Annotated in this window: 29 protein-coding genes and 1 pseudogene; 12 read left to right on the plus strand and 18 right to left on the minus strand. The window is 64.6% G+C overall.

Annotated features, from left to right (window positions below):
* Nucleotides 1-161 precede the first annotated feature (161 nt).
* Nucleotides 162-956 (plus strand): c-type cytochrome, encoded by a 795-nt coding sequence (locus AC2CQI_RS12615; protein WP_484580342.1) that lies wholly within the window; start codon nucleotides 162-164, stop codon nucleotides 954-956.
* 3 nt (nucleotides 957-959) lie between these two features.
* Here the strand turns inward: AC2CQI_RS12615 and AC2CQI_RS12620 are convergent, their stop codons facing one another.
* The 7 genes from AC2CQI_RS12620 to AC2CQI_RS12650 all read right to left on the minus strand — a co-directional run bounded on the left by AC2CQI_RS12620 (nucleotide 960) and on the right by AC2CQI_RS12650 (nucleotide 7,778).
* Complete coding sequence (locus AC2CQI_RS12620) at nucleotides 960-1,748, minus strand: transglutaminase family protein (protein ID WP_075803841.1); 789 nt, start codon at nucleotides 1,746-1,748, stop codon at nucleotides 960-962.
* Nucleotides 1,745-2,695 carry an alpha-E domain-containing protein gene (locus AC2CQI_RS12625; protein ID WP_484580343.1) on the minus strand — a complete coding sequence of 317 codons (951 nt, stop codon included), beginning with the start codon at nucleotides 2,693-2,695 and terminating at the stop codon, nucleotides 1,745-1,747. Before AC2CQI_RS12625 ends, AC2CQI_RS12620 begins: the two co-directional genes overlap by 4 nt.
* Before the next feature lie 3 nt (nucleotides 2,696-2,698).
* Nucleotides 2,699-4,108, minus strand: a complete 1,410-nt coding sequence (locus AC2CQI_RS12630; RefSeq protein ID WP_075803839.1) for a circularly permuted type 2 ATP-grasp protein — start codon at nucleotides 4,106-4,108, stop codon at nucleotides 2,699-2,701.
* 204 nt (nucleotides 4,109-4,312) lie between these two features.
* Nucleotides 4,313-4,642, minus strand: coding sequence for a ribonuclease E inhibitor RraB (locus tag AC2CQI_RS12635; protein ID WP_075803838.1), 330 nt, complete (start codon nucleotides 4,640-4,642; stop codon nucleotides 4,313-4,315).
* A gap of 179 nt (nucleotides 4,643-4,821) precedes the next feature.
* Nucleotides 4,822-5,058, minus strand: a complete 237-nt coding sequence (locus tag AC2CQI_RS12640) for a hypothetical protein (RefSeq protein WP_075803837.1) — start codon at nucleotides 5,056-5,058, stop codon at nucleotides 4,822-4,824.
* A gap of 240 nt (nucleotides 5,059-5,298) precedes the next feature.
* A complete protein-coding gene (locus tag AC2CQI_RS12645; RefSeq protein ID WP_075803836.1) occupies nucleotides 5,299-7,359 on the minus strand; it encodes an LTA synthase family protein in 2,061 nt (686 codons plus the stop codon).
* A gap of 227 nt (nucleotides 7,360-7,586) precedes the next feature.
* Nucleotides 7,587-7,778, minus strand: a complete 192-nt coding sequence (locus tag AC2CQI_RS12650) for a PLDc N-terminal domain-containing protein (RefSeq protein ID WP_075803835.1) — start codon at nucleotides 7,776-7,778, stop codon at nucleotides 7,587-7,589.
* Nucleotides 7,779-7,939: 161 nt separating this feature from the next.
* Here AC2CQI_RS12650 and AC2CQI_RS12655 point away from each other — a divergent pair, with 161 nt between their 5' ends.
* Nucleotides 7,940-8,839, plus strand: coding sequence for a ZIP family metal transporter (locus tag AC2CQI_RS12655; protein WP_372239123.1), 900 nt, complete (start codon nucleotides 7,940-7,942; stop codon nucleotides 8,837-8,839).
* Here the strand turns inward: AC2CQI_RS12655 and AC2CQI_RS12660 are convergent.
* Nucleotides 8,836-9,366, minus strand: a complete 531-nt coding sequence (locus tag AC2CQI_RS12660; protein ID WP_484580344.1) for a hypothetical protein — start codon at nucleotides 9,364-9,366, stop codon at nucleotides 8,836-8,838. The two genes, AC2CQI_RS12655 and AC2CQI_RS12660, sit on opposite strands and share 4 nt — an antisense overlap.
* A 53-nt stretch (nucleotides 9,367-9,419) precedes the next feature.
* Nucleotides 9,420-9,941, minus strand: a complete 522-nt coding sequence (locus tag AC2CQI_RS12665; RefSeq protein WP_484580345.1) for an ankyrin repeat domain-containing protein — start codon at nucleotides 9,939-9,941, stop codon at nucleotides 9,420-9,422.
* Nucleotides 9,942-10,202: 261 nt separating this feature from the next.
* Between AC2CQI_RS12665 and AC2CQI_RS12670 the strand changes: the two genes are divergently transcribed.
* Complete coding sequence (locus AC2CQI_RS12670; RefSeq protein WP_484580346.1) at nucleotides 10,203-10,475, plus strand: DUF3509 domain-containing protein; 273 nt, start codon at nucleotides 10,203-10,205, stop codon at nucleotides 10,473-10,475.
* Between the two features lie 81 nt (nucleotides 10,476-10,556).
* Here the strand turns inward: AC2CQI_RS12670 and AC2CQI_RS12675 are convergent, their stop codons facing one another.
* From AC2CQI_RS12675 to aroC, 3 genes are read right to left on the minus strand one after another with little or no spacing between them, the layout of a single operon-like run.
* Nucleotides 10,557-11,105 (minus strand): acireductone dioxygenase, encoded by a 549-nt coding sequence (locus tag AC2CQI_RS12675; protein WP_484580347.1) that lies wholly within the window; start codon nucleotides 11,103-11,105, stop codon nucleotides 10,557-10,559.
* Nucleotides 11,106-11,143: 38 nt separating this feature from the next.
* Nucleotides 11,144-12,289 carry an MFS transporter gene (locus AC2CQI_RS12680; RefSeq protein WP_484580348.1) on the minus strand — a complete coding sequence of 382 codons (1,146 nt, stop codon included), beginning with the start codon at nucleotides 12,287-12,289 and terminating at the stop codon, nucleotides 11,144-11,146.
* A 37-nt stretch (nucleotides 12,290-12,326) separates the two neighbouring features.
* Entirely contained in the window at nucleotides 12,327-13,418 is a 1,092-nt protein-coding gene (gene aroC / locus AC2CQI_RS12685) for a chorismate synthase (protein WP_484580349.1), read from the minus strand.
* A gap of 132 nt (nucleotides 13,419-13,550) precedes the next feature.
* On the opposite strand from aroC, the gene AC2CQI_RS12690 reads away from it, so the two are divergent.
* Together AC2CQI_RS12690 and AC2CQI_RS12695 are read left to right on the plus strand one after the other, a co-directional pair.
* Nucleotides 13,551-14,510, plus strand: a complete 960-nt coding sequence (locus tag AC2CQI_RS12690; RefSeq protein ID WP_075803827.1) for an alpha/beta hydrolase — start codon at nucleotides 13,551-13,553, stop codon at nucleotides 14,508-14,510.
* A 97-nt stretch (nucleotides 14,511-14,607) separates the two neighbouring features.
* Nucleotides 14,608-15,405 carry a hypothetical protein gene (locus AC2CQI_RS12695; protein WP_075803826.1) on the plus strand — a complete coding sequence of 266 codons (798 nt, stop codon included), beginning with the start codon at nucleotides 14,608-14,610 and terminating at the stop codon, nucleotides 15,403-15,405.
* 124 nt (nucleotides 15,406-15,529) lie between these two features.
* On the opposite strand, the gene prmB is transcribed toward AC2CQI_RS12695, so the two are convergent.
* Nucleotides 15,530-16,438 carry a 50S ribosomal protein L3 N(5)-glutamine methyltransferase gene (gene prmB / locus AC2CQI_RS12700; RefSeq protein WP_075803825.1) on the minus strand — a complete coding sequence of 303 codons (909 nt, stop codon included), beginning with the start codon at nucleotides 16,436-16,438 and terminating at the stop codon, nucleotides 15,530-15,532.
* 187 nt (nucleotides 16,439-16,625) lie between these two features.
* Here prmB and AC2CQI_RS12705 point away from each other — a divergent pair, with 187 nt between their 5' ends.
* The 5 genes from AC2CQI_RS12705 (at nucleotide 16,626) to AC2CQI_RS12725 (ending at nucleotide 19,246) form a co-directional block, all read left to right on the plus strand.
* Nucleotides 16,626-17,216: a cysteine hydrolase family protein gene (locus AC2CQI_RS12705; RefSeq protein ID WP_075803824.1), complete on the plus strand. Its 591-nt coding sequence runs from the start codon at nucleotides 16,626-16,628 to the stop codon at nucleotides 17,214-17,216.
* 69 nt (nucleotides 17,217-17,285) lie between these two features.
* On the plus strand, nucleotides 17,286-17,606 hold the full coding sequence (locus AC2CQI_RS12710) for a hypothetical protein (RefSeq protein WP_075803823.1): 321 nt from the start codon (nucleotides 17,286-17,288) through the stop codon (nucleotides 17,604-17,606).
* 37 nt (nucleotides 17,607-17,643) lie between these two features.
* On the plus strand, nucleotides 17,644-18,201 hold the full coding sequence (locus AC2CQI_RS12715; RefSeq protein WP_075803822.1) for a Smr/MutS family protein: 558 nt from the start codon (nucleotides 17,644-17,646) through the stop codon (nucleotides 18,199-18,201).
* 69 nt (nucleotides 18,202-18,270) lie between these two features.
* Nucleotides 18,271-18,816 carry a GTP cyclohydrolase I FolE gene (folE, locus tag AC2CQI_RS12720; RefSeq protein ID WP_075803821.1) on the plus strand — a complete coding sequence of 182 codons (546 nt, stop codon included), beginning with the start codon at nucleotides 18,271-18,273 and terminating at the stop codon, nucleotides 18,814-18,816.
* A gap of 58 nt (nucleotides 18,817-18,874) precedes the next feature.
* Nucleotides 18,875-19,246 carry a glutathione S-transferase N-terminal domain-containing protein gene (locus AC2CQI_RS12725; protein WP_075803820.1) on the plus strand — a complete coding sequence of 124 codons (372 nt, stop codon included), beginning with the start codon at nucleotides 18,875-18,877 and terminating at the stop codon, nucleotides 19,244-19,246.
* Nucleotides 19,247-19,346: 100 nt separating this feature from the next.
* Here AC2CQI_RS12725 and AC2CQI_RS12730 read toward each other — a convergent pair whose 3' ends face one another.
* Nucleotides 19,347-19,949 carry a glutathione S-transferase family protein gene (locus tag AC2CQI_RS12730; RefSeq protein ID WP_484580350.1) on the minus strand — a complete coding sequence of 201 codons (603 nt, stop codon included), beginning with the start codon at nucleotides 19,947-19,949 and terminating at the stop codon, nucleotides 19,347-19,349.
* A gap of 137 nt (nucleotides 19,950-20,086) precedes the next feature.
* On the opposite strand from AC2CQI_RS12730, the gene AC2CQI_RS12735 reads away from it, so the two are divergent.
* Entirely contained in the window at nucleotides 20,087-21,280 is a 1,194-nt protein-coding gene (locus AC2CQI_RS12735) for a benzoate/H(+) symporter BenE family transporter (RefSeq protein WP_075803818.1), read from the plus strand.
* A 15-nt stretch (nucleotides 21,281-21,295) separates the two neighbouring features.
* Here AC2CQI_RS12735 and AC2CQI_RS12740 read toward each other — a convergent pair whose 3' ends face one another.
* The 3 genes and pseudogenes from AC2CQI_RS12740 to AC2CQI_RS12750 all read right to left on the minus strand — a co-directional run bounded on the left by AC2CQI_RS12740 (nucleotide 21,296) and on the right by AC2CQI_RS12750 (nucleotide 24,784).
* Nucleotides 21,296-22,168 (minus strand): methyl-accepting chemotaxis protein, encoded by an 873-nt coding sequence (locus AC2CQI_RS12740; protein WP_484580614.1) that lies wholly within the window; start codon nucleotides 22,166-22,168, stop codon nucleotides 21,296-21,298.
* A 39-nt stretch (nucleotides 22,169-22,207) separates the two neighbouring features.
* Nucleotides 22,208-23,242: pseudogene (locus AC2CQI_RS12745) on the minus strand (methyl-accepting chemotaxis protein); the annotation flags it as partial.
* Nucleotides 23,243-23,371: 129 nt separating this feature from the next.
* A complete protein-coding gene (locus tag AC2CQI_RS12750; protein ID WP_484580351.1) occupies nucleotides 23,372-24,784 on the minus strand; it encodes an aminotransferase-like domain-containing protein in 1,413 nt (470 codons plus the stop codon).
* Between the two features lie 114 nt (nucleotides 24,785-24,898).
* Here AC2CQI_RS12750 and AC2CQI_RS12755 point away from each other — a divergent pair, with 114 nt between their 5' ends.
* Nucleotides 24,899-26,059, plus strand: coding sequence for an MFS transporter (locus AC2CQI_RS12755; protein ID WP_484580352.1), 1,161 nt, complete (start codon nucleotides 24,899-24,901; stop codon nucleotides 26,057-26,059).
* On the opposite strand, the gene AC2CQI_RS12760 is transcribed toward AC2CQI_RS12755, so the two are convergent.
* Nucleotides 26,052-26,813, minus strand: coding sequence for an SDR family oxidoreductase (locus tag AC2CQI_RS12760; protein WP_075803814.1), 762 nt, complete (start codon nucleotides 26,811-26,813; stop codon nucleotides 26,052-26,054). The genes AC2CQI_RS12755 and AC2CQI_RS12760 overlap by 8 nt on opposite strands.
* Between the last annotated feature and the right edge of the window lie 99 nt (nucleotides 26,814-26,912).

A 26,912-nucleotide genomic window follows, 5' to 3' on the forward strand; every position in this document is an offset into this window, starting at 1 on the left:
TCAAACAACACAAGGTACGTCAGGCGGGACTTATTCTGTTCGCCACCACACTGCTGCTGATCCTGCCCAACCTGACGCGCCTGTTCGGTTGAGCGATCGCCTTCCAGTGTCATTTCAGCTCTGGTGTATGCTGCCGACCCTCACTGGTTGGAGACTCGTCCATGCGCCGTTGCCTCATCTTCCTGCTTGCCCTGGCGAGCCTGCCGCTGCACGCCGCGCAACTGACCCTGGAACTGGGCAGCACCCGCAAGCAGTGGGATAGCGAGGCGCTGCTCACGCATCCGCAGGCCCGGGATATCCGCATCGACCAGGACGTTTCCTACAAGAAGACCATGGATTATCGCGCAGTGCCGCTTGCTGCGCTGCTCGAGGGCATCACGCCGGATGATCACCTGCAAGCCGTGGCCCTCGACGGTTTCGCCGCGGAAATGCCTGCCGGGCCGCTACTGAAATCGGGACCGGCACGCGCCTGGATCGCCGTGGAAGATCCGGCAAAACCCTGGCCGCCGCTGGGCCAGGACAAACCGGGGGCCGGCCCTTTCTACCTGGTCTGGACCAACCCAAAGGCCGGCAATATCAGGCCCGAACAATGGCCTTACCAGGTGGCGACCATCCGCCGTCTTGAGCCGGTCGCGACGCGGTTCCCCGCCCTGCTGCCGGCCAAGGATGCCAGCGCCACGGTCACCCGCGGCTTTGAACTGTTCCAGAAAAACTGCCTGGCCTGTCATCGCCTCAATGGCGCCGGTGACGCCCAGTTCGGTCCGGACCTGAACCGGCCGTACAACCCGACCGAGTACTTCCGCCCGGAATTCCTCAAGCGCTATATCCGCAATCCGCAAAGCCTGCGCCAGTGGCCCCAGGCGCGCATGCCGGAGTTCACCGCCGAGGTGCTGCCGGACGCCGATCTCGACGCCCTGCTCGCCTATCTCGGCCATATGGCCCGGCACAAGCGCTGACGGCTACTGGTTGAACCCGGAAGTCACCAGCACATTGGCGTGCATCTGCTCGTAGCCGCCGCCGCGACGCATGCCGCGCACCGGGCAGGCGTCCAGGTAGTCCAGGCCCACCGCCAGCTTGAGATGGCGCTCCGGCACGGCGAGCTGGTTGGTCACGTCGAAGCTGTACCAGGCGTCGTCCAGCCAGGCCTCGGCCCAGGCGTGGCTGGCCATGTGCTGGTTGTCGTTGTCGAACAGATAGCCCGAGACGTAGCGGGCCGGCACCTGCAGGCTGCGGGCGCAGGCGATGAAGGCGTGGGCGTGATCCTGGCAGACACCAGCCGCACCGGCAAAGGCCTGGGCGGCACTGGTGTCCACCGCCGTGGCGCCGGGACGATAGGCGATATGGTCATGCAGCGCGCCCATCAGGCCGATCAGCGCGCCGCGATCGCGATACTCACCGCAGTGCTGGCTGGCGAAGGCGCGCAAGGCTTCGTCGGCTTCGGTCAGGCGGGTGGAGCGCAGAAAGGGCAGCGGTGACTGGCTGTCCTGTTCGGCTTCCAGGTCCGGGTCGATTTCCACCTCGCCACGGGCAGCGATCAACAGGTCGGCATGCGGCTCTTCCAGGCTGAGGACGTGCAGGATATTACCGAACGGATCGCGCCGGGCCTGGACCGGGCGCGGCAGGTCCAGTTGCCATTGCAGTACCTGCTGGCGCTGGTTGTCCGGCGGGGTCAGGCGCAGGTACTGGATGCTGGTGCGCACCTGATCTTCATAGTGGTAAGCGGTTTCGTGGCTGATTGTCAGTCTCATACGACCTCCAGGTAGGCACTGTGGATGGCGTTGCCCAGTTCGCGCACCAGCGGAATGTAGTGGTTCAACCAGGGATGCAGGCCTTGCGAGAGCACTTCGTCGATGCCGGTGTAGCGCAGGCGGGCATCCACCTCCGCCGCCAGGCGCTGGGCCGGACGGCCGTTGCTGCCCTGCAGGCTGGCGAGGATCTGGTCGATTTCTTCGGTGCAGGCGCGCAACGAACGGGGCACATCGGCACGCAGGAGCAGGAGTTCGGCTACATGGCGCGCCGTGGGGGCGTCGCGGTAGATCTCGGTATAGGCCTCGAACGAGGACAGGGCGCGGAGCAAGGCGCTCCATTGGTAGTAACCCCGGGCGGAGCTGTCGCTGACACTCTCCGCCGCCTCGCCGAACATCTCGTAGCGGGCGTCCAGCAGGCGCAAGGTGTTGTCGGCGCGCTCGATGAAGGTCCCGAGACGAATGAAGCGGAAAGCATCGTTGCGCATGATGGTGCCGTAGGTGGCGCCACGGAACAGGTGCGAGCGCTCCTTGATCCACTCGCTGAAGCGGCTCATGCCATAACGGCCCAGGCCCTGCTCGGCGATGCCGCGAATCTCCAGCCAGGTGGCGTTGATGTTCTCCCACATGTCGGCGGTGATCTTGCCGCGCACGGCGTGAGCGCAGGCCCGCGCCGCACCGAGGCAACTGTAGATGCTCGCCGGGTTTTCCGGATCGAGGGCGAAGAAGTGCAGCAGGCGCTCGGCATGCAGCTCGCCATGACGTGCCAAATAGTCGTCGAGAGTGCCGGTGATGCGCAGGGCCAGGGTCATTTCATCAAGGCCATCGCCACTGCCATCCTGGGGCATCAGCGACAGCGAATAGCTGACATCGAGCATGCGCGCGAGGTTTTCCGCGCGCTCCAGGTAACGTGACATCCAGTACAGGTCGGAAGCGGTTCTGCTGAGCATGGTTCAGTCCTCCACCACCCAGGTGTCCTTGGTGCCGCCGCCCTGGGACGAGTTCACCACCAGCGAGCCTTCACGCAGCGCCACCCGGGTCAGGCCGCCGGGGACCACACGGGTTTCGCGTCCGGACAGGACGAACGGCCGCAGGTCGATATGCCGCGGCGCGATGCCGTTCTCGACGAAGGTCGGGCAGGTCGACAGCGACAGGGTCGGCTGGGCGATATAGGCCGCCGGGCGGGCCTTGATGCGTTCGGCGAAGGCGGCGATCTCGGCCTGGGTCGAGGCCGGCCCGACCAGCATGCCGTAGCCGCCGGACCCCTGGGTTTCCTTGACCACCAGCTCCGGCAGGTTGGCCAGTACGTGGGACAGCTCGGCAGGGTTGCGGCATTGCCAGGTGGGCACGTTCTTCAGGATCGGCTCCTCGTCGAGGTAGAAACGGATCATCTCGGTGACATAGGGGTAGACCGACTTGTCGTCGGCCACCCCGGTGCCGATGGCATTGGCCAGCACCACGTTGCCGCAGCGATAGGCAGACAGCAGGCCGGGCACGCCGAGCATCGATTCCGGGTTGAAGGCCAGGGGGTCGAGGTAGGCATCGTCGAGGCGGCGGTAGATCACATCCACCGGTTTCGGACCGCCCGTGGTACGCATGAACACCCGCTCGTCGCGGACGAACAGGTCGGCGCCCTCCACCAGTTCCACACCCATCTCCCGGGCCAGGAACGCATGTTCGAAGAAGGCGCTGTTGAAGCGCCCCGGAGTCAGCACCACGACGCTGGGGTTATCCAGCGGACTGGAGCTTTTCAGGGTTTCCAGAAGCAGGTTGGGATAATGATCGATGGGCGCGATGCGCTGGGCGGCGAACAGCTCGGGAAACAGCCGCATCATCATCTTGCGGTCCTCGAGCATGTAGCTGACCCCGCTGGGGGTGCGCAGGTTGTCTTCGAGGACGTAGTAGCTGCCATCGCCATCGCGCACCAGATCGACCCCGGAAATGTGCGCGTAGAGGTCGCGGTGCAGGCTCAGGCCCTGCATGGCCAACTGGTACTGGTCATTGGCCAGGACCTGCTCGGCGGGAATGATCCCGGCACGCAGGATGCGCTGCTCGTGGTACAGGTCGGCGAGGAACAGGTTCAGCGCCTTGACCCGCTGGATACAGCCGCGCTCCACCACCCGCCATTCGCTGGCCGGGATGGCCCGGGGAATGGTGTCGAAGGGGATCAGGCGCTCGGTGCCCTGCTCGTCGCCGTAGAGCGTGAAGGTGATGCCGGCGCGATGGAACAGCAGGTCGGCCTCGCGGCGCCGCTGGGCCAGCAGTTCCGGCGGCGTTTGCCCCAGCCAGCGGGCGAATTCCCGGTAATGCGGACGGAGCTGACCGTCGGCGGCGTACATCTCATCATAGAAACTGCGAATCATGCCGAACTCCTTGTCACCCGTGCCCAAGGAGTATCGCAAAGCCCGTGCCAGCGACAATAAGGCTTATGAATCAAGCAGTTGCGAAGAATCGAAAAAGATGCCGCACCAGACTTGTGCAGCTATCGCCACGCTTGTGGGGCGCACGCTTCATAGCGAAGCGCGGGTGAAACCGGGGCCGCGCCAGGCGCCGCCCCGGCAGGGGTTTCAGGTCAGCACACGCTCTTGCTTGACGCCCCAGCCCTGGGCTTCGCCACCCAAGGGCCTGACCACAGCCTCGAAGTCATGCTCGAACTCGTCGATCCCGCCATGGGTGGCGTACATGATCTTTTGCAATTCCAACTGCCAGCCTTCGTCGCTTTCATGCACCGAGGCACACAGCGACTCGCCACGAAACTTGCCTGCAGCCCTGCGCGCCCGTTCCTCGTCCGGGAATACCGCGTAAAACTCGATGGGATGGATTTGGGTGAAGTCGAAACCGCCCTCTTTCATGCGGCGCAGCACGATGCTGCTGATGTCTTCGTACAGGTTGCTCATTGAATCGTCCTCCTCAATCACGATGGATAGACTTTCGGCGCTGTAACGCCACCCCCAATGCACCCGTGTCGGGTGGGGGTCTCGAGCGGATGTAACGACGGCAACGGCCGTCGCCGGAAAAAACGACGACCGTGTTTGCAGCGTAGCGTCAGGCTGGGCAGATCGCCAGCTGTGACGATTCAGGGCCTTTCGGCGATGCCGGTTATTTCCACGCCGTTCTGCTCTTTAAGCCACTTGGCGGTCGGACAGGCGGCGCGGTCCTGGAAGTCATTGAGGTCGAGTTCGTCCATGATCGGGAAGAGGTGGCCCCTCACCCGCCGCGCAGCGTCTTCAATGCTCGGGCGGTGTTCGCAAGCGAGCAGCAGCGAGGTGCGTTCGCCCTTCTGGTCCACAAAGGTGATTTCCCACTCTTTCATCTGGCGTTGTCCTCGAAGGGAAGTACAAGGTATTTCCGGCCTACCTTCCGTTGACCTTGGGCGGGGGGCGTTGTTCCGGTTTTTTGATCCTGCCTCAAGCCATAAGCCTCAAGTCATAAGAAAAAGCTCGACGGCAGCACTATCGCTTTTTTCTTATGACTTGCAGCATGAAGCTTGCCGCCAAAAAACAAGACCCCGGCAATGCCGGGGTCCTGGGTTTTCAGCGCGGACAGCGGTCAATCAGTCCGGAATGCCGTGCACCACGCCGGCCGTGTTATCCAGCAAGCTCTTGGTCGCAGTCTGGATAAAGGCTTCGAGCTTCTGCGCCATGATGGCCTTGTCGGCATCGTCGATGCGCTCGGCGCTGAACTTGCGACCGAGCTGGTAGCGCCACATCATCGGGGCCGAATCCTTGGACTCCATGAGAATGCGGTCGCCCTGGATCAGGAACACGTTCTGCTCGCTGCCAGATGGCTTGACCATACCGATGCCCTGGTCGCCTTCCGGCAGGTTGAGCAGGTCGCGGCCCCAGCACTGATGACGGGTTTCGCCACCGAGACGACCCATGATGGTCGGCACGATGTCGATCTGCGTACCGACGGTATGGTTGCGCTTGCCGAACTTCTCCTGGATGCCCGGCGCGATCAGCAGCAGCGGCACGTTGAAGCGCCCCAGGTCCATTTCGGTGACCTGCTGGGTGTTGCCAAAGCCGTGGTCGCCGACGATGACGAACAGGGTTTCCTTGAAGTACGGCTCCTTGCGCGCTTTCTCGAAGAACTGGCCCAGGGCCCAGTCGGAATAGCGCATGGCCGTCAGGTGCTCGTCCAGACGGCCCTGGCCAGTGACCGGCTCGACCGGCAGGTTCTTCGGCAGCGCATATGGCGTGTGGTTGGACAGGGTCTGCAGCAGGGCATAGAACGGCTTCTTGCCGTAGTTGTGGGCCAGCTCCTGGGCACCGCGGTCGAACATGTCCTGGTCGGACACGCCCCAGGTCGGGTCGGAGAACACCGGGTTGACGTAGTCGTTGCGGCCGATGAAGGTGGTCATGCCCTGGTTGCCGAAGAAGCCGGACTGGTTATCCCAGGCGAAATCACCGTTGTAGACGTAGACGTCGTCATAGTCGCGGGCACTGAGCAGCGCCGGCAGGCCGGACAGCTTGTGACCACCTTCCGGGGTCTGCATCAGGTATTCGAAGCCCGGCAGGTTGGGGAAGCAGGCCATGGTGGCGAACATGCCCTGGTGGGTATGGGTGCCGTTGGAGAAGAAGCGGTCGAACAACAGGCCTTCCTCGGCCAGCTTGTCGAAATACGGGGTGATATTGCCCTCGGCGCCAAGCGCGCCGACTGAGTGGCCAGCGAAGCTTTCCATCAGGATCACCACCACGTTCTTGATCGGCAGGGTGTTTTCCGCCGGCGGGGTGAAATCACGTCGAACCGCTGCACTGTCGGCATCCACCAGCTTGTCGTGTGGGGTCAGCAGCATGTCGCGCACGGTCTGCTGGGCCACTTGCGGATCGAGGGTGGCCTTCCAGATGTTGTCGCGATCTTCGGAGAAGCGGCTTTTGGCGGCGTCGATCAGGGTCAGGGTACCGTTCAGACCGAGCTGGTTGATGAAGTTGGAATCGGTGGTGTAGGCATCACCCCAACGCATCGGCGGGCCCTGGCGCAGGGTACCGCGGGCGGCGATCACGGCCACCAGCAGGATCATGAAGAACACTACGCCACGCACGTACCACGGCGCCACGCTGCGCACGCCGGCGACGTTGCTCTGGTACTGGCCGCGCGGACGGGTCAGGCGGTCGATGGCCTTGAACGCCAGGCTCATGATCACCGTACCGGCGACCCAGGCCAGCAGGTAGCGAACCACCGGGAAGCCGTACCAGAGCATGCTGGACACGGTCTTCGGGTCTTCCTTGATGTACTGGAACACCAGGCCGTTGAGACGCTGGTGGAACTCGCGATAGAAGTCCATCTCCACCAGGCCGAGGAACAGCGTGGCACTGCCGGCGACGGTCAGCCACAGGCGGAACAGGCCGCGGGCCGCCATGGCCCGGGCGCTGAGGATGGCCAGCAGCAGCGGGATGCTCAGGTACACCACCACGCGCAGGTCGAAGCGCAGGCCGTTGAAGAAGCCTTCGGCAACGGTCGAGTACGGGGTGTCGCCGATCATGTCGCTGTTGTAGACCAGCAGCGCGAACCGCACGGCGCTCAGCATCAGCATGATCACCAGGCCGCACAGGAGGGTGTAGAGCAGGTGTGATTTGACCGTCGGTTGCAGGCGCGAGGCGTCCGTTTTAGCCATGAAGTGGAGGATCCCTGGGATTCTGGTTATAGAAAGCACATCGACGCAAAACGGCGCCGCTCCGGGGAAGAGGTTCCGGAGGGGCAGCGATTGGACGAATGGGTAAAAACGCGCGCGATTGTCTTCAATCGATTGTGAAAATTTCGTTGAAGCGGCGTGAACGCGGATCAGGCTAGCCGGGTTGCCCGGCTAACACAAATCCGCGTGTGAATCGGCCTGTTGCCGACCTAGATCCGCACGTTGCCCCGCGGCCCGGCGATGGCCCAGATGATCAGACCGAGGACCGGCAGGAGGATGATCAGCAGGATCCACAAGACCTTGGCGCCGCCGCCGGCGCTGCTCTTGACCACGTTGAGGATCGCCCAGATATCCAGGGCCAGGATAATCAGGCCGGCCAGGCCATTGAACATCGAACCCATGTTGAAACTCCCAGTAAACGCTACCCAAAGAATAGATGGCTATCGGCCTTATAGACGCCCTTGCATCGATGGCGTTCCGATCGCTTCGTTACACTCGCTTACATAAGTCTTGCCGGAGAGTCTTCATGCCACCATCCCAGAACCCCAGCGCCCCTGCCTCGATGTACAGCGCGTGGCTGCAACAGGTGCAAGCCACGCCCTGGCTAAGTGCCGGCCTGGGCCTGAGCCTGCTGGCAGTGTTGTGGTTGATGGGCGCCAGTGCCTGGAATGCGATCCATGGCGACCATCAGGAAAACCTGCACATGGCCATGCTCGGCGGTTTGGCCGGGTTTTCCGCCACCGCGCTGGGCGCGATCCTGGCCGTGGTGCTGCGCGAGGTCAGCTCCCGCACCCAGGATGTGATGCTTGGCTTCGCCGCCGGAATGATGCTCGCCGCCAGCTCGTTCTCGCTGATCCTGCCGGGGCTGGACGCGGCCCGCGAGATCACCGGCAACGGCCCGTTCGCCGCCCTGACGGTAGTGGTCGGCATGGGCCTGGGGGTGCTGCTGATGCTCGGCCTGGACCGCTTCACTCCGCACGAGCACGAAAGCACCGGCCCCTGCGGCCCCGAGGCGGAAAGGATCAACCGAGTCTGGCTGTTCGTGCTGGCGATCACCCTGCACAACCTGCCGGAAGGCATGGCGATTGGCGTGAGCTTTACCACGGGCGACCTGAATGTCGGCCTGCCGCTGACCAGCGCCATCGCCATCCAGGACATCCCCGAAGGCCTGGCCGTGGCCCTGGCCCTGCGTGCCACCGGGCTGTCGAGCCTGAAAGCGGCGCTGGTGGCGATCGGTTCAGGGGTGATGGAGCCCATCGGCGCGGTGATCGGCCTGGGCATTTCCAGCGGGTTCGCCCTCGCCTACCCGATCAGCATGGGCCTCGCGGCGGGGGCGATGATCTTCGTCGTGTCCCACGAAGTGATTCCGGAAACCCACCGCAACGGCCACCAGACCTCGGCAACCCTCGGCTTGATGGGCGGTTTCGCGGTGATGATGTTCCTCGATACGGCGCTCGGTTAAACGTGAACCGCCACCCGCAGCGCTTCCAGGGCGGGCGCTGCGGCGATGTTCAGCTCGGCGCACAGCTCCAGCACCCGCGGCAGGTCGTTACCGCAGACCAGGACCATCTGCAGTTCATCGTCGAGCAACTGGCTGAGGTTCATCAGCACATAGCCGCCGGCTTCCTTGTTCATGCTGCCCATCTGCACCTGGATGCGGTTCAGCGCGGTCAGCGCCTCGACCTTGGCCAGTTGCTTGGGCTTGATATTGAACGGCACGCTCTTGTCGAAGGAGGCGACGATGCTGGCGAACAGGTCTTCGTAGGTGTCGGCCTGGAACAGCACGGTATCCGGCAGGCTGCCGACCACGACCCATTCGCCCAGGGAAATCGGGAAGGTGTCGTCGTAGTTGATGTCGGGATTGGCGGCGAGGAAGCCTTCCGGGTCGGCGTAGGCCTGGGCCGCTTCGTCGGCGATGCGCTCGATATCCTGGTCGGACAGGCAGCCGGAGCTGATCTTGCCGATGAGTTCGACGAGTTGTTCTTTCATGGGGGAGGCCCTGTGACACCTGGAAAAAGGCGCCAAGGATAGCCGCCCGGGGGTCAGCCGGCCAGCGCCAGCAGGCGCGCGGCGGTTTCGCTCGCGCCCATGGCCCGGGCCGAGGCCAGGGCGTCAGCGCCACGGGTATCGCGCCGGGTCGGGTCGGCGCCCTGTTCCAGCAGGTAGTCGAGGATGGCCACGCGGTTGAACATCGCCGCCATCATCAGTGCCGTGCGCCCGTCGCCGGCCGCGGCATCCGGGTCGCCACCCTGTTCCACCAGCAGGCGGACCATCTCCAGGTTGCCCTTGAACGCCGCGCCCGCTACCGGGAGCTGGCCGTTGTCGTTGGCGATCAGGGGGTCGGCGCCGTGCTCCAGCAATACCCGCGATGCATCGAGATGGCCGTGATAACTCGCCAGCATCAGTAGGGTATCGCCCTTGTGGTTGCGCAGATTGGCTGGCAGACCGTTTTCCAGCAGGCGGCGAAGCATGTCGGCATCGCCCTGGCGAGCGCGGTCGAAGACCTGTTCGGCGAAGGCCTGCTGTTCATCGGCGTTCATGCTGGCGGGCTGCTGGTCGGACATCGGGAACCTCCTGAACGGCGCAAGGCCAAATCGTCTGTCAGGGGTTGATCCGCGATTCGCGGGAATAATTCCATCGGCGTGCCAGGAAAATCGCACCTTGCAAAATGCACTGTGCAAATTGCACGACCTTGCACGATGCACGACAGTGTCTTTGGTTCAATTTTTTAACTCATTGATTTATAACGATTTTTTAATCATGAAAAGCTGGCACGCACGCTGCACCCATCACTCCATGTCTGCCAACCACAGCCAGGAGCTGATATGGACCTTATTCAGGAAAAATTCGCCTCGGTATTCTCCGCCTACCAGGTCACCACTCAGGCCCGCCCCGACGGTGGCATCCTGCTGACCCTGCGCGCTGCCGATGGCAAGCAGACTCGTCGTTGCCTGTCCTATGCCCAATTGCACAACGCCGAGCAGCTGTCCTGGGCGATCAGCGCGATCCGCCGTGACCTGGCCGAGCAGGCCAGTGAGTTGCCAGTGATTTCGATGCTGCAGAGCCAGCAGCGCTTTGCCCTGCCGACCTACCGCTAAGAGCATCGCTGGCAAGCCAGCTCCCACAGGGACCGCGTACGCCGCCGACCCTGTGGGAGCTGGCTTGCCAGCGATGAGGCCTTAGAAGGTGTCATCCAGTCCCGGGTACGACCGAGCACTTTCACCCCCAGTCAATTGAGCCTTTTGACCTTCCTTGCTCAACAACCGCACCAGCACCAGATTCGGCTGCTCGCCCATATCGAACCACTGCGCCACCCCCGCCGGCACCACCAACAAATCCCCCCTCTCCCCGATCAGCCCATAGACGTACTCGCCGATCCGCATATTCACCAGTCCACGCCCACTGACGAAAAACCGCACATCGTCCCCCGCATGCGTGCTCTCATCGATCAGCCCGGCGCGCAGCTCATCCTTCTGCTGATGCTCCGGATTGACGCTCAACACCTCGACCAGCGCCGCCGAAAACTCGCCACGCAAGGCCTCGACCTGACCGCCCAGACTGGCGATCACCTCGGCCTCGGGCGTGCCCGGCCGGATCCGCTGCACCACCTCGCGCTGCTCGAAACGCACGCCCTGCTCGGCCAGGGTCGCGGCGATATCGTCGGCATGGGTGAGGACCTTGTTCGGACTGTCGGGGCTGGACTGGTGATAAACGCTGAGGATGCTCAAGGGGCAACTCCTGATCTTTCGAAATCTGGGAAAGGACGCTAGGCCGCGTCCTCTTTCAAGCGGGTGGCAATGATAACGGCTGCAGCCAGCGCCGCGACGCTGGCAATACTAAAGGTGAGGGTCGGGCCCAGGGTCTTCCAGCTGTAGCCCGCATACAAGGCGCCCAAGGCACCGCCGGTGCCGGACAGCGCCGCATAGAATGCCTGTCCCTGCCCTTGCTGGCGCGCGCCGAAGCTGCGCTGGACGAAGGCGATGCATGAGGCATGGAAAGCACCGAAGGTCGCCGCGTGCATCAACTGGGCAAGCAGCAACACCGCCAGGTGCTCGGCGAACGCCCCCAGCAGCAACCAGCGCAGCGCCGCCAACAGGAAGCTGGCCAGCAATACCCGACGCAGCGAGAAACGCGCGAGAATCCGGCTCATCACCACGAACAGCAGCACCTCCGCCAGCACTCCTAGGGCCCAGAGCATGCCGATGATGCCGCGGCTGTAGCCGAGGCTTTCCAGGTGCAGGGTTAGGAAGGTGTAGTACGGGCCGTGACTGAGCTGCATCAGGGCGACGCAGATATAGAAGGCCAGCACCCCGGGACGGGTCAGTTGCTTGAGGAAGCCACCGCTGGCCGGCCGTTCGGCATGTTCCACCGGTTGCGCATTGGGCACCCACAGGCTGGCGCAGACGATGCCGGCCATGATGCACACCAGCGCCACCGGGTAGACATCCAGGCTCAGCCATTCGAACAGCCGGCCCAGGCCGACCACGGTGAGAATGAAACCGATCGAGCCCCACAGGCGGATCTGGCTGTAGCGCCCGGTCTGCCCCTGCAGGTGGGCCAGGGTGATGACCTCGAACTGAGGCAGCACGGCGTGCCAGAAGAAGGCATGCAGGGCCATCACCAGCGCCAGCCAGGTGTAGCTCTTGTCGACGAAGATCAGGGCGAAGCTGGCCAGGGTACAGAGCGCCCCCACCCGCACGATCAGCAGGCGCTGGCCGCTGCGATCCCCGAGCCAGCCCCAGAGGTTGGGCGCCACGCAGCGCATCAGCATCGGGATAGCCACCAACTCGCCGATCCGCGCACTGGAAAACCCGAGGTGGTCGAAGTACAGCGCCAGGAACGGCGCGGTGGCACCCAGCAGGGCGAAATAGAACAGGTAGAAACTGGACAGGCGCCAGTAAGGCAGCGCCACGGCTAGAGAGCCGTGGCGCGCGGGGTGATGCGGGGCATCAGAGCTGGCCCAGTACCGGCGTGCTGACCCGGACATCGGCGTTCTGCCCGCGATGACGCAGCAGATGATCCATCAGCACGATGGCCATCATGGCTTCGGCGATCGGCGTGGCGCGAATGCCTACGCACGGGTCGTGACGGCCCTTGGTGATCACGTCCACCGGGTTGCCGTCCTTGTCGATGGAGCGACCCGGGGTGGTGATGCTGGAGGTCGGCTTCAGCGCCAGGTGGGCGACGATCGGCTGGCCCGAGGAAATCCCGCCAAGAATGCCGCCGGCGTTGTTGCTGAGGAAGCCTTCCGGGGTCAGCTCGTCGCGGTGCTCGGTGCCACGCTGGGCGACGCAGGCGAAACCGGCGCCGATTTCCACGCCCTTGACCGCGTTGATGCTCATCAGGGCATGGGCCAGTTCGGCGTCGAGACGGTCGAAGATCGGCTCGCCGAGGCCCGGCATCACGCCTTCGGCGACCACGGTGATCTTCGCGCCGACCGAATCCTGGTCACGGCGCAACTGGTCCATGTAGGCCTCCAGCTCCGGGACCTTGTCCGGGTCGGGGCTGAAGAAGGCGTTTTCTTCCACCGAGTCCCAGGTCTTGAACGGGATCTCGATCGGGCCGAGCTGGCTCATGTAGCCGCGAATGCGGATGCCCTGGGTGGCCAGGTACTTCTTGGCGATGGCGCCAGCGGCCACGCGCATGGCGGTTTCCCGCGCCGAGCTGCGGCCGCCGCCACGGTAGTCGCGCTCACCGTACTTGTGGTGGTAGGTGTAGTCGGCGTGGGCCGGGCGGAACAGGTCCTTGATCGCCGAGTAGTCCTTGGACTTCTGGTCGGTATTGCGGATCAGCAAGCCGATGGCGCACCCGGTGGTGCGGCCCTCGAACACGCCGGATAGGATCTCGACCTCGTCGGCTTCCTGGCGCTGGGTGGTGTGGCGGCTGGTGCCGGGCTTGCGCCGGTCCAGGTCGCGCTGCAGGTCCTCGAGGGAAATCTCCAGGCCCGGCGGGCAGCCATCGACAATGGCGACCAACGCCGGACCATGGCTTTCGCCAGCGGTGGTGACAGTGAACAGCTTGCCGTAGGTATTGCCGGACATGCAGACGCTCCGCGAAATCAGCCTGATTTGAACAAGGCCGCCAGTATACGCAGGCTAACCCATCAGTTCATCCCTGATGCAGAACCTTCCTCTGCCGCTTCGGTCTGAATGGCATCCCTTCATGTGTGTTCGATGATGCCGCGCCTCGCCGCCCTCCTCCTGCTGTTCGTCTCCTGCTTCGCCCAGGCTGCCCCGACGGTGTTCCAGCGTCCGGTCAGCCTCGATACCGGCCAGGGCATCCTGCGCGGCAGCCTGCTGTTGCCGCGCACCGAGACGCCACCGCCGGTGGTGCTGATCATCGCCGGCTCCGGGCCCACCGACCGCGACGGCAACAACCCGGCCGTGGGCCGTATCGATATCCTCAAGCGCCTGGCCCTGCAGCTGGCGCGCAACGGCATCGCCAGCGTGCGCTACGACAAGCGCGGGGTTGCCGAAAGCCTGGCGGCGACCCCGGACGAACGCAATCTGAGTGTCGAGCGCTACGTCGCCGACGCCGTGGCCTGGAGCCGCACGATCAAGACCGATCCGCGCTTCGGGCCGCTGATCCTGCTGGGCCATAGCGAGGGCGCGCTGATCGCCAGCCTGGCCGCCGGGCCGGCGGGTGCCAACGGGGTGATCGCCCTCGCCGGCAGTGGTCGGCCGATCGACCAGGTGCTGCGCGAGCAATTGGCGGAGCAACTGCCACCCAAGGAGCTCACGCGCGCCCAGACGCTGATCGACCAGCTCAAGGCCGGCCAGCAGACCAAGCAGATACCCGCACCACTGAAAGACGTTTTCCGCCCCAGCGTGCAGCCCTACCTGATTTCCCTGTTCCGCCAGGACCCGGCGGCGGCCTTCGCGGCCTTGAAAGTGCCGGCGCTGATCATCCAGGGCCGCAACGATATCCAGGTCAGCCCGGCCGATGCCCGCGCCCTGCATACCGCCAAACCCGATGCGGAACTGGCCCTGATCGACGGCATGAACCATATGCTGCGCATCAGCCCGCCGGGCATCGGCCAGCAGCGCGACGCCTACACCAATCCCGAACTGCCCCTGGCCAGCGCCTTGGGCGAGCGGATCGTCGCTTTTGTGCGCCAGTTGACACCGGGTTGAGCAAATTGCCCTCCAGTCCTTGCCGCGCCGGCCGATAGACCGATTGCAGGCAACGCCATTGCAGGCTGCCTGGCGCGCATAAAAGAGGACCTCCGTGATGACTGATGCACCCACCCAGGACGCTGCCGAAGCGACCGACGAGCCGGCTGCGCCGGAAGCTGCCCCGCTGCCCTGGGCGGACCTGGCCCCGGAGCATTTCCAGCTGCTGCGCCTGGCGCCGCTGCCCACCGACCGCGCCAGCGGTCCGCGCCCGCTGCGCTTCGTCCAGTACGGCTATGCCGAACGGCACAGCAAGGAGCACAGCCTGCTGCGCATGGAGATCCGCCTGCCCGGGCAGAAGACCCGCAAGGAACAGAACGTCCTCGATATCCGTGTCGATCACGCCCAGCGCCTGGTGACCATCGGCCCGGACAGCGGCCTGCAGGTCGAGCCGCTGAACCGCGGGATCGGCCGCTTCCTCGTGGCCCAGGGCGTACAGTGGGCGCAGCGGCGCTGGTCGGGCTACCAGCTCGAAGGCGGCCTGCTGGCGAACAAGGATGCGCTCAACGAAGACACCCGCCTGCGTCGCGACCATGTACTGCAGGCCAGTGGCGTGCAGGTGGAATACGCCGATGCCCAGCATCTGAAGGGTAGTTACGCGCAAACCCAGGTCGGCCAGCTCAAAGGCGGCTGGAACACCGACAAGCTGCAGCGGGTGGACATCATCGATGCCGCCAGCATGCTCCAGCAGGCCGAGCAGAAGCTGCACGAGAAGGAAGCGCAACTGCGCGAGCGGGATGAACGGGTGGCCAAGTTCAAGCGCGAGGACAGCGGTCTGCGCTTTACCATCACCTGCCTGGTGGCGTTTGCCGTGTTCCAGGCCGGGTTGCTGATCTGGATCGCAACCCACCGCTAAAAAGCATCGCTGGCAAGCCAGCTCCCACAGGTTTACCGCTGCCCCTAAGGGCGGCGCGGTCCCTGTGGGAGCTGGCTTGCCAGCGATTGCAATAGTGCAGCCGACACAGGACCTAGGTAATTTCTTAGACCCGCGAGGCGAACAACGCCTGATGCTGGCGGCACTGCTCCGCCGTCAGCATGAACACCCCATGCCCACCGCGCTCGAACTCCAGCCAGGCGAAGTCCACTTCCGGGTACAGCTGCTCCACATGCACCTGGCTGTTGCCCACCTCGACGATCAGCAGACCTTTCTCGGTCAGGTGCTCAGCCGCCTCGGCCAGCATGCGCCGGACCAGGTCCAGGCCATCGTTGCCACAGGCCAGGCCCAGCTCGGGTTCGTGATGATATTCCGCTGGCATGTCGGCGAAGTCCTCGGCATCGACATACGGCGGATTGGACAGGATCAGGTCGAAACGCTGCCCCGGCAGGCCGGCGAAACCATCACCCTGGACGGTGTAGACGCGCTGGTCCAGGCCATGCCGCTCGATATTCTGGTTGGCCACTTCGAGGGCTTCGAAGGACAGGTCGGCCAGGACCACTTCGGCGTCGGGGAAGACCTCGGCACTGACGATACCGATGCAGCCGGAACCGGTGCACAGGTCAAGAATCCGCGCAGGCTCCGCCGCCAGCCAGGGCTCGAAGCGCTTTTCGATCAGCTCGCCGATCGGCGAACGCGGTACCAGCACGCGCTCGTCGACAATGAACGACATGCCGCAGAACCACGCCTCACCAAGCAGATAGGCGGTGGGCACGCGGTCTTCGATACGGCGCTTGAGCAGGCGCTGCAGGTTGACCAGTTCGTCGTCTTCGAGGCGGCAGTCGAGGTAGCTGTCGGCCACTTCCCATGGCAGGTGCACCGCGCCCAGCACCAGCAGGCGGGCTTCGTCCCAGGCGTTGTCGGCACCGTGCCCGAAGAACAGGTCGTGTTCATGGAAACGGCTGACAGCCCAGCGAATATGGTCGCGCAACGTGCGCAGGCGGGAAGTGATCACGGCAGACTCCTTGGAAGACGACCGGCAAGTCTACCAGCCCCGCGCCAGGATTGGCCGCCACGGCGAAAATGAGCCAATCGCTGACATGGCTGGGAGCCACTAACTGCGCCACTTGTGCGCGAAGCGATTCACATCGGCGGCCAAGCAAGGGAGAATAGCCAAAAAGCCCTAGCCAAAGGAGCCCTTAATGTCTGTTCCAACGACGATGTTCCACCTCAGTGGACGCGGCTACCCGCCAGCCAAGCTGAGCAATGCCAGCCTGGTGATTATCGATGCGCAGAAGGAGTACCTCAGCGGTCCCCTGGCGCTGTCGGGCATGGACCACGCCGTGGCGAACATCGGCAAACTGCTCGAAGCGGCACGCAAAGCCGGTCGTCCGATCATCCATGTGCGTCACCTGGGTACCGTCGGCGGCCTGTTCGACCCGCAAGGCCCGCGCGGCGAATTCATCCCGGGCCTGGAGCCGCAGGGCGATGAAATCATCATCGAAAAACGCATGCCCAACGCGTTCAAGAACACCAAGCTGCATGAAACCCTGCAGGAACTCGGGCACCTGGACATCATCGTCTGCGGCTTCATGAGCCACTCCAGCGTCAGCACCACCGTGCGCCGGGCCAAGGACTACGGCTACCGCTGCACCCTGGTGGAAGATGGCTGCGCCACCCGCGACCTGCCGTTCAAGGACGGCGTGATCCCCGCCGCACAGATCCAGCAGAGCGAAATGGCGATCATGGCCGACAACTTTGCCTGCGTGACTCCGGTCGACAGCCTGATCTGACCCGGCTGGCGTACGGAACCACCTCGGCGATTTCCGGTCAAAAGCCGGATCTTTACTGAGGAGATCGGCATGAAAATATCCGACGGTTTCGACGCCAAACGCCTGCGCCCGCGTCAGCCGGGCGCCTGGGGTGCGCGTCTGGCCGCGATCTTCGCCATGCTCCTGACCACCCTCGGCGTGCTCCTGACCATGGCCGGCGCCGCCAGCCTGCTCGGGCGCCCCGCCGCCCTGGGCGAGCTCAATGACAATCCCGCCGCCGCCAGCCTGATCCTGGTTGGCGGCTTGTTCGTGCTGTATCTCGGCATCTGGGTCTGGCGCCGCCGCCGCTTGCGCCTGCGCCGGGGCCGCGAACTGAACCTGTCCCCGCACCTGATGAAAAAACACGACTGACTGCGTAGACTCTGCGCGGTTCTGGCGGAGGCTTTACATGCAAGACGATGATTTTTCCCTGTTCAAGAGCGAGATGCGCGGCGTCAAGCAGATCAAGCATGACCGCGCCGACACCGGCAAACCCAAGGCCGACCGCAAGCAGCTCGCCAGCCTGAGGCAGAACGCCACGGTGCGCAGCGACCAGACTGTGGTCGATGGCCTGTCCGACCAGTTCGTTATCGATGTCGGGCCGGAAGACGACCTGCACTGGAGCCGCGACGGCGTGCAGGAAAGCCAGATGCGCAAGCTGAAGATCGGCCAGATCCCCTTCGAAGGCAGCCTCGACCTGCACGGCATGAGCGTGGAAAAGGCCCGGGAGATCCTCTGGGACTTCCTCGCCGAGGCCACCCGCTTCGAAATTCGCTGCGTGCGCGTCACCCACGGTAAGGCCGTGCGTCTGGACGGCAAGCGGCCAATGATCAAGAGCCACGTCAACACCTGGCTGCGCCAGCACCCGCAAGTCCTCGGTTTTACCTCGTGCCAGGCCCGTCACGGCGGCACGGGCGCGGTGTACGTGATGCTCAAGCGGACCATGCTCGAAGGACGCGACGAGTAACGCCGCACTTGCGGCGGCGCCACAGCCGCCGTACCCTTCGCGTTTGCGAAATACACCACAGGTAGATCCATGTCCCTGGAACAGCATTACACCGCGATCCTTGGCCAACTCGGCGAGGATGTCTCCCGCGAAGGCCTGCTCGACACGCCGAAACGGGCCGCGAAGGCCATGCAGTACCTTTGCCGCGGTTACAACCAAACCCTGGAAGAAGTCACCAACGGCGCACTGTTCAGCTCCGACAACAGCGAAATGGTCCTGGTCAAGGACATCGAGCTGTACTCGCTGTGCGAACACCACCTGCTGCCGTTCATCGGCAAGGCGCATGTCGCCTACATCCCGAGTGGCAAGGTGCTGGGCCTGTCCAAGGTGGCACGGATCGTCGACATGTATGCCCGTCGCCTGCAGATCCAGGAAAACCTCAGCCGCGAAATCGCCGAGGCGGTGCAGCAGGTCACCGGCGCGACCGGCGTGGCCGTGGTCATCGAAGCCAAGCACATGTGCATGATGATGCGCGGTGTGGAGAAGCAGAACTCGTCGATGATCACTTCGGTGATGCTCGGCGCCTTCCGCGACAATGCGGCGACCCGCAGCGAGTTTCTCAGCCTGATCAAGTGAACGGGTGCGTTGTTCGAGCCGACCTTTTCAGGTCGGCTTTTTATTGCGAGGAATCATCATGATCGTCAAAGCCCTGCGGGTCGGCCTCGGCCAAATGATCGTCTTTTTCGACTGGATCAGCCGTCCGGCCAAGCTCAAGCGTGACCCGGCGGCGCAAGCCCGGGTCGAGGAACAGGCACGCGGCCTGACCCTGTACCAGTTCCATGCCTGCCCGTTCTGCGTGAAGACCCGCCGCACCCTGCACCGCCTGAACGTGCCGGTGGCGCTGCGGGATGCGAAGAACAACGAGCAGGACCGTCAGGCGCTGCTCGAAGGCGGCGGCAAGATCAAGGTGCCGTGCCTGCGGATCGAGGAAGATGGCAAGACTACCTGGATGTATGAGTCCAAGGTGATCATCGAGTATCTGGACAAGCGATTCTCGGCGGTGTGAGTACTGGCCTCATCGCTGGCAAGCCAGCTCCCACAGGATCGCGGTGCATGCAATTCCTGTGGGAGCTGGCTTGCCAGCGATAGGGCCAGCAGCTTCAACATCAACCCAGCATGGTTACATGCCGCGGATGCTCCGCCACCCGCGCCAGCCACTCCCTGACCTTCGGATACACCGCCAGGTCGAAGCCGCCCTCATGGGCTACATGGGTGTAGGCATACAACGCCACATCGGCGATCGAGTACTGGTCCCCCACCAGGTACGGCGTCACTTCCAGTTGCCGCTCCATCACTTTCAGCGCCTTGTGCCCGCCCTTGTGCAGCTTGCGGTATTCCTCCAGGCGCTCGTCCGGCAGCCCCAGGTAGAACTGGATAAAACGCGCCACGGCAATGTACGGCTCATGACTGTACTGCTCGAAGAACTGCCATTGCAGGACCTGGGTGCGCAAGCGCGGCTCGCTGGGCAGGAACTCGCTGCCGTCGGCGAGGAAATTGAGAATCGCGTTGGACTCCCACAGGCAGGTGCCATCTTCCAGTTGCAACACCGGTACCTTGCCGTTGGGGTTCATCGCCAGGAATTCCGGGGTCTCCGTCTCTCCCTTGAGAATATCCACCGGCAGCCAGGTGTACGGCAGATCAAGCAGATGCAGCATCAGCTTGATCTTGTAGCAGTTGCCCGACTGGTAATCCCCATAGACCTTGTACATCGTGCCCCTCCCCTCTTTTACGCCAAACGGAATCGCTGACTGTACGGCTAAATGCAACGCTCGCTGTACCGCACTCGCGGGCAGTACGCACGGTAGTCTGAAAAATCTGCTTACACCCGAAGAACAAGGAATTTCCCATGCCCAACGCCACTTCCGCACACCTGCGGCCGCTGGCCGACTCGTCTCCCTCGGCGGTAGTCGCCGGCTTTATCGCCATGCTCACCGGCTACACCAGCTCGCTGGTGCTGATGTTCCAGGCCGGCCAGGCCGCAGGACTCACCAGCGCGCAGATCTCCTCGTGGATCTGGGCCCTGTCCATCGGCATGGCAGTGTGCAGCATCGGCCTGTCATTGCGCTACCGCACACCAGTGACAGTGGCCTGGTCGACCCCCGGCGCGGCGCTGCTGATCACCAGCCTGGGCGGCGTGACCTACGGCGAGGCGATCGGCGCCTATATCACCTGTGCGGTGCTGGTGGTGATCTGCGGCCTGACCGGCAGCTTCGAGCGTCTGGTGCGGCGCATCCCGGCGTCCCTGGCCGCGGCCTTGCTGGCGGGGATCCTGTTCAAGATCGGAAGCGAGATCTTCGTCGCGGCGCAACACCGCACCACGCTGGTGCTGGGGATGTTCTTCAGCTACCTGCTGGTCAAGCGCCTGTCACCGCGCTATTGCGTGCTGGCGGCGCTGCTGGTGGGAACCGGACTGTCCGCCGTGCTCGGGCTGCTGGACTTCAGTCATTTCAAGCTGGAGGTGGCAACCCCGGTGTGGACCACGCCGAGCTTCTCCCTGGCCGCGACCATCAGCATCGGCATCCCGCTGTTCGTCGTGGCGATGACCTCGCAGAACATGCCCGGGGTCGCCGTGCTGCGCGCCGACGGTTACCAGGTGCCGGCCTCGCCGTTGATTTCGGTCACCGGCATCGCTTCGCTGCTGCTGGCGCCGTTCGGCTCCCACGGGGTCAACCTGGCGGCGATCAGCGCGGCCATCTGCACCGGCCCCCACGCCCATGAAGACCCGAACAAGCGCTACACAGCGGCGGTCTGGTGCGGGATCTTCTACGGCATCGCCGGGACCTTCGGCGCCACCCTCGCTGCCCTGTTCGCCGCGCTGCCCAAGGAGCTGGTGCTGTCCATCGCCGCCCTGGCCCTGTTCGGCTCGATCATGAACGGCCTGAGCGTGGCGATGAACGAGGCCAAAGAACGGGAAGCGGCGCTGATCACCTTCATGGTCACCGCCTCCGGTTTCACCCTGTTCTCCATCGGCTCGGCCTTCTGGGGCATCGTCGCCGGGGTGCTGACCCTGCTGATCCTCAACTGGCGCAAAAACGCCTGACAGACGCTTGCGGACTCAGATCCGGAAGTGTCCGACCATTCCCTTCAGCTCCGCCCCCAACTGCGCCAGCTCGATACTCGAGCTGGCGTTGCCGCGCATGGCCATGGCCGACTGATCGGCGCTGCTGCGGATCTGGGTGACACTGCGGCTGATCTCCTCGGCCACCGAGCTCTGCTGCTCGGCTGCGGCGGCGATCTGCTGGTTCATCTGCTGAATCAGCGACACCGCGCTGGCGATGCTGCCGAGGGCGCTTTCGGTCTGCAGGGCATCGGCCACCGCCAGCTTGACCAGCTCGCCGCTGTCCTGGATCTGCGCGACCGAAGCCTGGGCGTTGCTGCGCAGGCTGCTGACCAGGCGTTCGATCTCACCGGTGGATTGCTGGGTACGCTGGGCCAGCGCGCGCACCTCGTCCGCCACCACTGCAAAGCCACGGCCCTGCTCGCCGGCCCGGGCCGCTTCGATAGCGGCATTGAGTGCCAGCAGGTTGGTCTGCTCGGCGACGCTCTTGATCACTTCCAGCACCGAGCCGATGTGCTGGATCTCTGCGCTGAGGCTTTCGATGCTGTGGCTGGCGGAATCCGCCGCACTGGCCAGGCGCTCGATGCGCTGCATGCTCTGGCGCACCACCTGCTGGCCGCTCTCCACCTTGCCGTCTGCCGATTGCGCGGCCTGGGCGGCTTCCTCGGCATCCCGGGCAACACTGTGCACCGTGGCGGTCATCTGCTGCATGGCGGTGGCGACCTGGTCGGTCTCGTCCTTCTGGCTGCTGACCTCGCGGTTGGTCTGCTCGGTCACCGCCGACAGGGTGTGGGCACTGCTGGCCAGCTTGTCGATGCCGGTCTGCAGGCCACTGACGATGCCGCTCAGGCCGCTGCCCATCTGCTGCATGGCCAGCAGCAACTGGCCAACCTCGTCACGGCGGTCGACGACGATCTGCCCGCGCAGATCACCGGCGGCAATTTCCTGGGCCCGGCCGATGACCCGGCGCAGCGGCTGGACGATGGCCCGGGTGATCAGGATGGCCGCCACCACACCGACCAGCAGCGCCGCGAGCGACGACACGAGGATCAGCAGGGCATTGCGCTTCAGCTCGCTCTGCATGCTGGCATCGATCGCCCCGTTGATCTGTTCGACCCGGGTCGTGACCTGGTCGGCGCGCTCCTGCAACTGCTTGCGCAATTGCGCCTCGCGAGCCAGCAGGTCGGTGTATTCACCCAGCTTCTCGCCAAAGCTGGCGATATGGGTGATGACTTCGCCGAGTACGCTCTGGTAGCCGGGATCCTGGATCACCCCCTTGAGCTGATCGGCCAGTTGCGCGGCCTGTTCGGCCTGTTCGATACGGCCCTGGCGCAGGTCTTCGGCGCCCTTGCGGTTCTGCTCCAGGCGCACCCGCGCTTCATCCATGGCCTGCAGCATCAGGCGCGCCACCTGGGCGACCTGGCCGGCCTGCTCGACGAACTCGGCGCCCTTCTGGCCCTGGGAGTCCTTCAAGGTCCAGGTGCCGTCATCCGCCAGCCCGGACTGCAGCACATCGAGGTTGTTGGCTACGCTGGACACCGACCAACTGGCCATGTCCAGGGCCAGCTCCTTGGACTGGGTCAGCTCGACGAACTCATCGAAGGCCTTGCGGTAATCGGCCAGTGCGCTGCCGACATCGCTGCCGCCCAGCTGGGGCAACAGCGCGATCTGGCCTTCCAGCGCTTCCACGCCCTTGCGCAGGGCCTCGGCCTCCTTGGGATCGGAACGCTGGGCGTAACGCTGTTCATGCAGGCGCAAGGCCAGGACACCATTGTTGAACGCGGTGACCTGCTTGAGCCCGTCAAAGCGTTGGCCCAGGCCATACAGCGCAGCGATCCCGATTGCCGCCACCACCGCCGTCAGCAACAGCACGAGGGTGAATCCCAGCCCCAGCTTGCGGGCCATGCCCAGATTGGCAAAACCGCCATTCGTGCCTGACTTCATTGCGCGCTGCCCTCTCCTGCTGCCCTTGGAAAACCCCGGATATCCAGGAACGCAGAGTGGCAACGGCGCCGGGCGCTGCACAAGCCACCCCTGTCGCAATCATGGCAAAAAGCTACGAGGCCGTCGTTTTCAGGATGCTGGAGGTCGCCGCGACGATGCTTGCGCGACAGCCTGGAAAAAGCCCTTGGCGCGGTGATCCCGAGCGTAGGCGACATTGATGCGCAACCAGTCGCTGTCGCGGCCTTGCGGGTCGAAGGCCGAACCCGGCGAGAGCAGCACGCCCTGCTCCTGGGCGATGCGCTGCAGGCCGGCAAAGTCGACACCCGGGTAGCGGGTCCAGACGAACATGCCACCGTAGGGTTCGGCGAAGACTTCCCAGCCGTGGGTTTCGAGCAGGCGCAGGGCACTGGCCATATGCTCGGCCAGACGCAGGCGCAAGCGCTGCACGCTCTTGCGGTAGACCCCGCTGCCGAGCAACTGCGCTACCACCTGTTCGGCAAAACGCGAGGCGCCGATGCCAGTGATCATCTTCACCTCCGCCAGACGTGCGACCAGCGCGGGCTCTGCCACCAGGTAACCGACCCGCAGCGAACTGCTGAGGGTCTTGGAAAAGCTCGCCAGGTAGATAACCCGCTGTTGACTGTCGAGGGTGATCAGGCGGGTCGCCGGGCCTTCCTGGAAATCGGCGTAGATATCGTCCTCGACGATGCGCAGATCGTGCTCACCGGCCAGTTCCAGCAGGCGCTGGGCGGTACGCGGGGTGAGGCTGGTGCCGGTGGGGTTCTGGTACAGGCTGTTGATGAACAGGTAGCGCGGACGGTGTTCGCGCAGCAGCGCAACCATCACCTCGAGATCCGGCCCTTCGGGCGTGCGCGGCACCTCCAGCAGGCGCACACCATGCAGGCGCAGCAGGTTGTAGAGGTTGTAGTAACCGGGGCTTTCCACCAGCACCGCATCGCCGGGCTTGAGCAGGGTGCGCACCAGCAGGTCCAGGGCCTGGCTGGCGCCCTGGGTGGCGAGGATCTGCTCGGGCTGCACCTGGATGCCGATCAGGGCCAGGCGCTTGCGCACCTGCTGGCGCAAGGCGGTCAGCCCCAAGGGCGGGCCATAGCCGAACAGGTCCTGCTCGGCACCGCGACTGACCTGGCGAATCGCCAGGGCGATCTCCTCGCTCTGCCGCCAGTTGCCCGGCAACCAGCCGCAACCCAGGCGCAGCAGGTCTTCCTGCTCGTCGCTGAACAGCCGCCAGCGCCCCTCGGCGCCTTCGTCCCAGGCCGGTTCCTCGGCGAACGGCGCCTGGCCCCTGCGCTCGGCGACGAAAAAACCGACACCGTGGCGGGCTTCCAGCCAGCCCAGCGAGACCAGGCGGTCGTAGGCTTCGATGGCGCAGGACTGGCTGACACCCTGCTCGCGTACTACCTGGCGAATCGACGGCAGTCGCGTACCGGGACGCAGGCGCTGGCTGCTGATCCAGTCGCGCAGGCCGTCAGCCAACTGTTGCACCAGGGGAATGGAACGTTGCCGGTCGAGATTCAGCTGCATGGCGAAAGTGTTCGTCTGTTTTGACCGAACAGTTAATCACAAAAGCCCCGGGGTTGTGCCTTTTCCCTCCGTGGCGCGGCTCGGACAATCGGCGGGCCATCCAAGGAGTTCGTCATGATCAGCCGTCACGCCCCCGCCACCCTGGCCTTCGCCTTGTGCCTGGTGACCTTCGCGGTCAATCTCCAGGCCCCGCTCTACACCGCCTATGCGGCCCTTTCCGGGCAGGGCGCGGCGGCGACGGCGGTGGCCTTTTCCGGGTATGTGATCGGCGTGTTGCCAGTGCTGTTGCTGCTGGGCGGGCTGGCAGACCGGGTCGGGCACAAGCGCCTGATCCTCGCGGCGCTGGCGTTGTCGATGCTGGCCACCCTGCTGATGCTGCTGGCACCCGGCCTGACCCAACTGGCCTTCGCCCGCACCTTGCTGGGTGTCGGTACGGCGTTGGCGTCAGCCACCGGCACCGCCTACATGTGCGAACTGATACAGGACGGCGACGCCCGCGCCGCAGCCAATCGGGTGACTGCAAGCACGTCATTGGGTTTTGGCCTGGGGGCTGCGGTGACCAGCCTGTTCCTGTTGCAGGGCCCGAGCCTGGCGCCGGGGAGCTTTCCCTTGCATTTGGCCCTCGCTGCGTTGGCGTTCGTGGCGGTACTGGGCCTGCCCGATCCGGTACAGCGGCGCAACACCGCCCTGCTGCGCCTGCCGTTTTATCCACAGGGCAGCCTGCCCTACGGCCTGGCGATCCTGCTGGCCTGGGCCTGTGTCGGCCTGGTGATCGCCCTGATGCCGTCGATCCTGGCCCGGCATCAACTGGCCAACTGGTCGGGACTGTCGACCTTCTGCGTGATCAGTTGCGGCCTGCTGTTCCAGCCGCTGGCCCGGCGCATGACCTCGGCGCGCTCGACCTTGCTTGGCCTGCTGGTGCTGCCGTGCAGCTATGCCCTGCTGGCCTGGGGCGCCCACGGCGGGTTGCTCGTGGCGGTACTGCTGGGCGCGATCGGCGCCAGCAGTGCCTGCTACGGGTTTATCTATCTGGGAGGATTGTCAGCGGTGAATGCTTTGGCCGGCTCGGAAAAAACCCGCGCCAGCGCCGGCTTCTTCCTGCTGGCCTACCTGGGCTTCAGCCTGCCGGTGATCTTTACCGGCCTGCTCGCCGACCGCTTCGGCGCCGGCACCGCGCTGGCACTGTTCGGCACCCTGCTGCTGACCGGCTGCGTGCTGGTGGCTGGCGCGCTGGTGCGCGCCAGTCGTAACGCCACGCTCGCCGCGATCAGATAGCCGTCGCCCCACCGTCCACGGCCAGGGCCTGGCCGGTGGTGAACGCGGCACCATCGCTGCACAGGTAAAGCACGGCGGCCGCGATTTCCTCGACCTTGCCGATGCGCCCGACCGGGTGCATCGCTGCGGCGAACTCGGCCTTGCGCGGGTCGGCCTCGTAGGCGCGGCGGAACATATCGGTGTCGATCACCGCCGGACACACCGCGTTGACGCGGATCTGCTTCTTCGCGTATTCGATGGCGGCAGACTTGGTCAGGCCGATCACCGCATGCTTGGAGGCCGCATAGATGCTCATCTTCGGTGCCGCACCCAGGCCGGCCACCGAGGCGGTATTGACGATCGCCCCGCCGCCCTGGGCCAGCAGCAGCGGCAACTGGTACTTCATGCACAGCCACACGCCCTTGACGTTGACGCCCATGATCGCATCGAACTCCGCCTCGCTGCCGTCCGCCAGACGGCCCTGCTCGATCTCGATGCCGGCGTTGTTGAACGCATAATCGAGGCGGCCGAAGGTTTCGATAGTGCGGGCCATCAGGTGCTGCACCTCGGTGTCCCTGGTCACGTTGCACGCCACGAAGATCGCCTCGCCACCCGCCGACCGAATCTCCTCCACCGTGGCTTCGCCACCGGCCACGTCGAGGTCGGCGACCACCACCTTGAGCCCTTCCCGGGCAAATGCGAGGGCCGTGGCCCGGCCGATACCGGCGGCGGCACCGGTGACCAGGGCAACCTGGCCGCTGAACGTCATACTCATCGATAGCTCCTGCAACAGGGGTGAGGACAATGGCCGAGAGTCTAGCCAGGCTACAGGGCGCTTGGGCAGCATCATCAGGACGCCGGTTGGAGCACCATG

The sequence above is a fragment of the Pseudomonas sp. P2S-1 genome, from assembly GCF_057197725.1.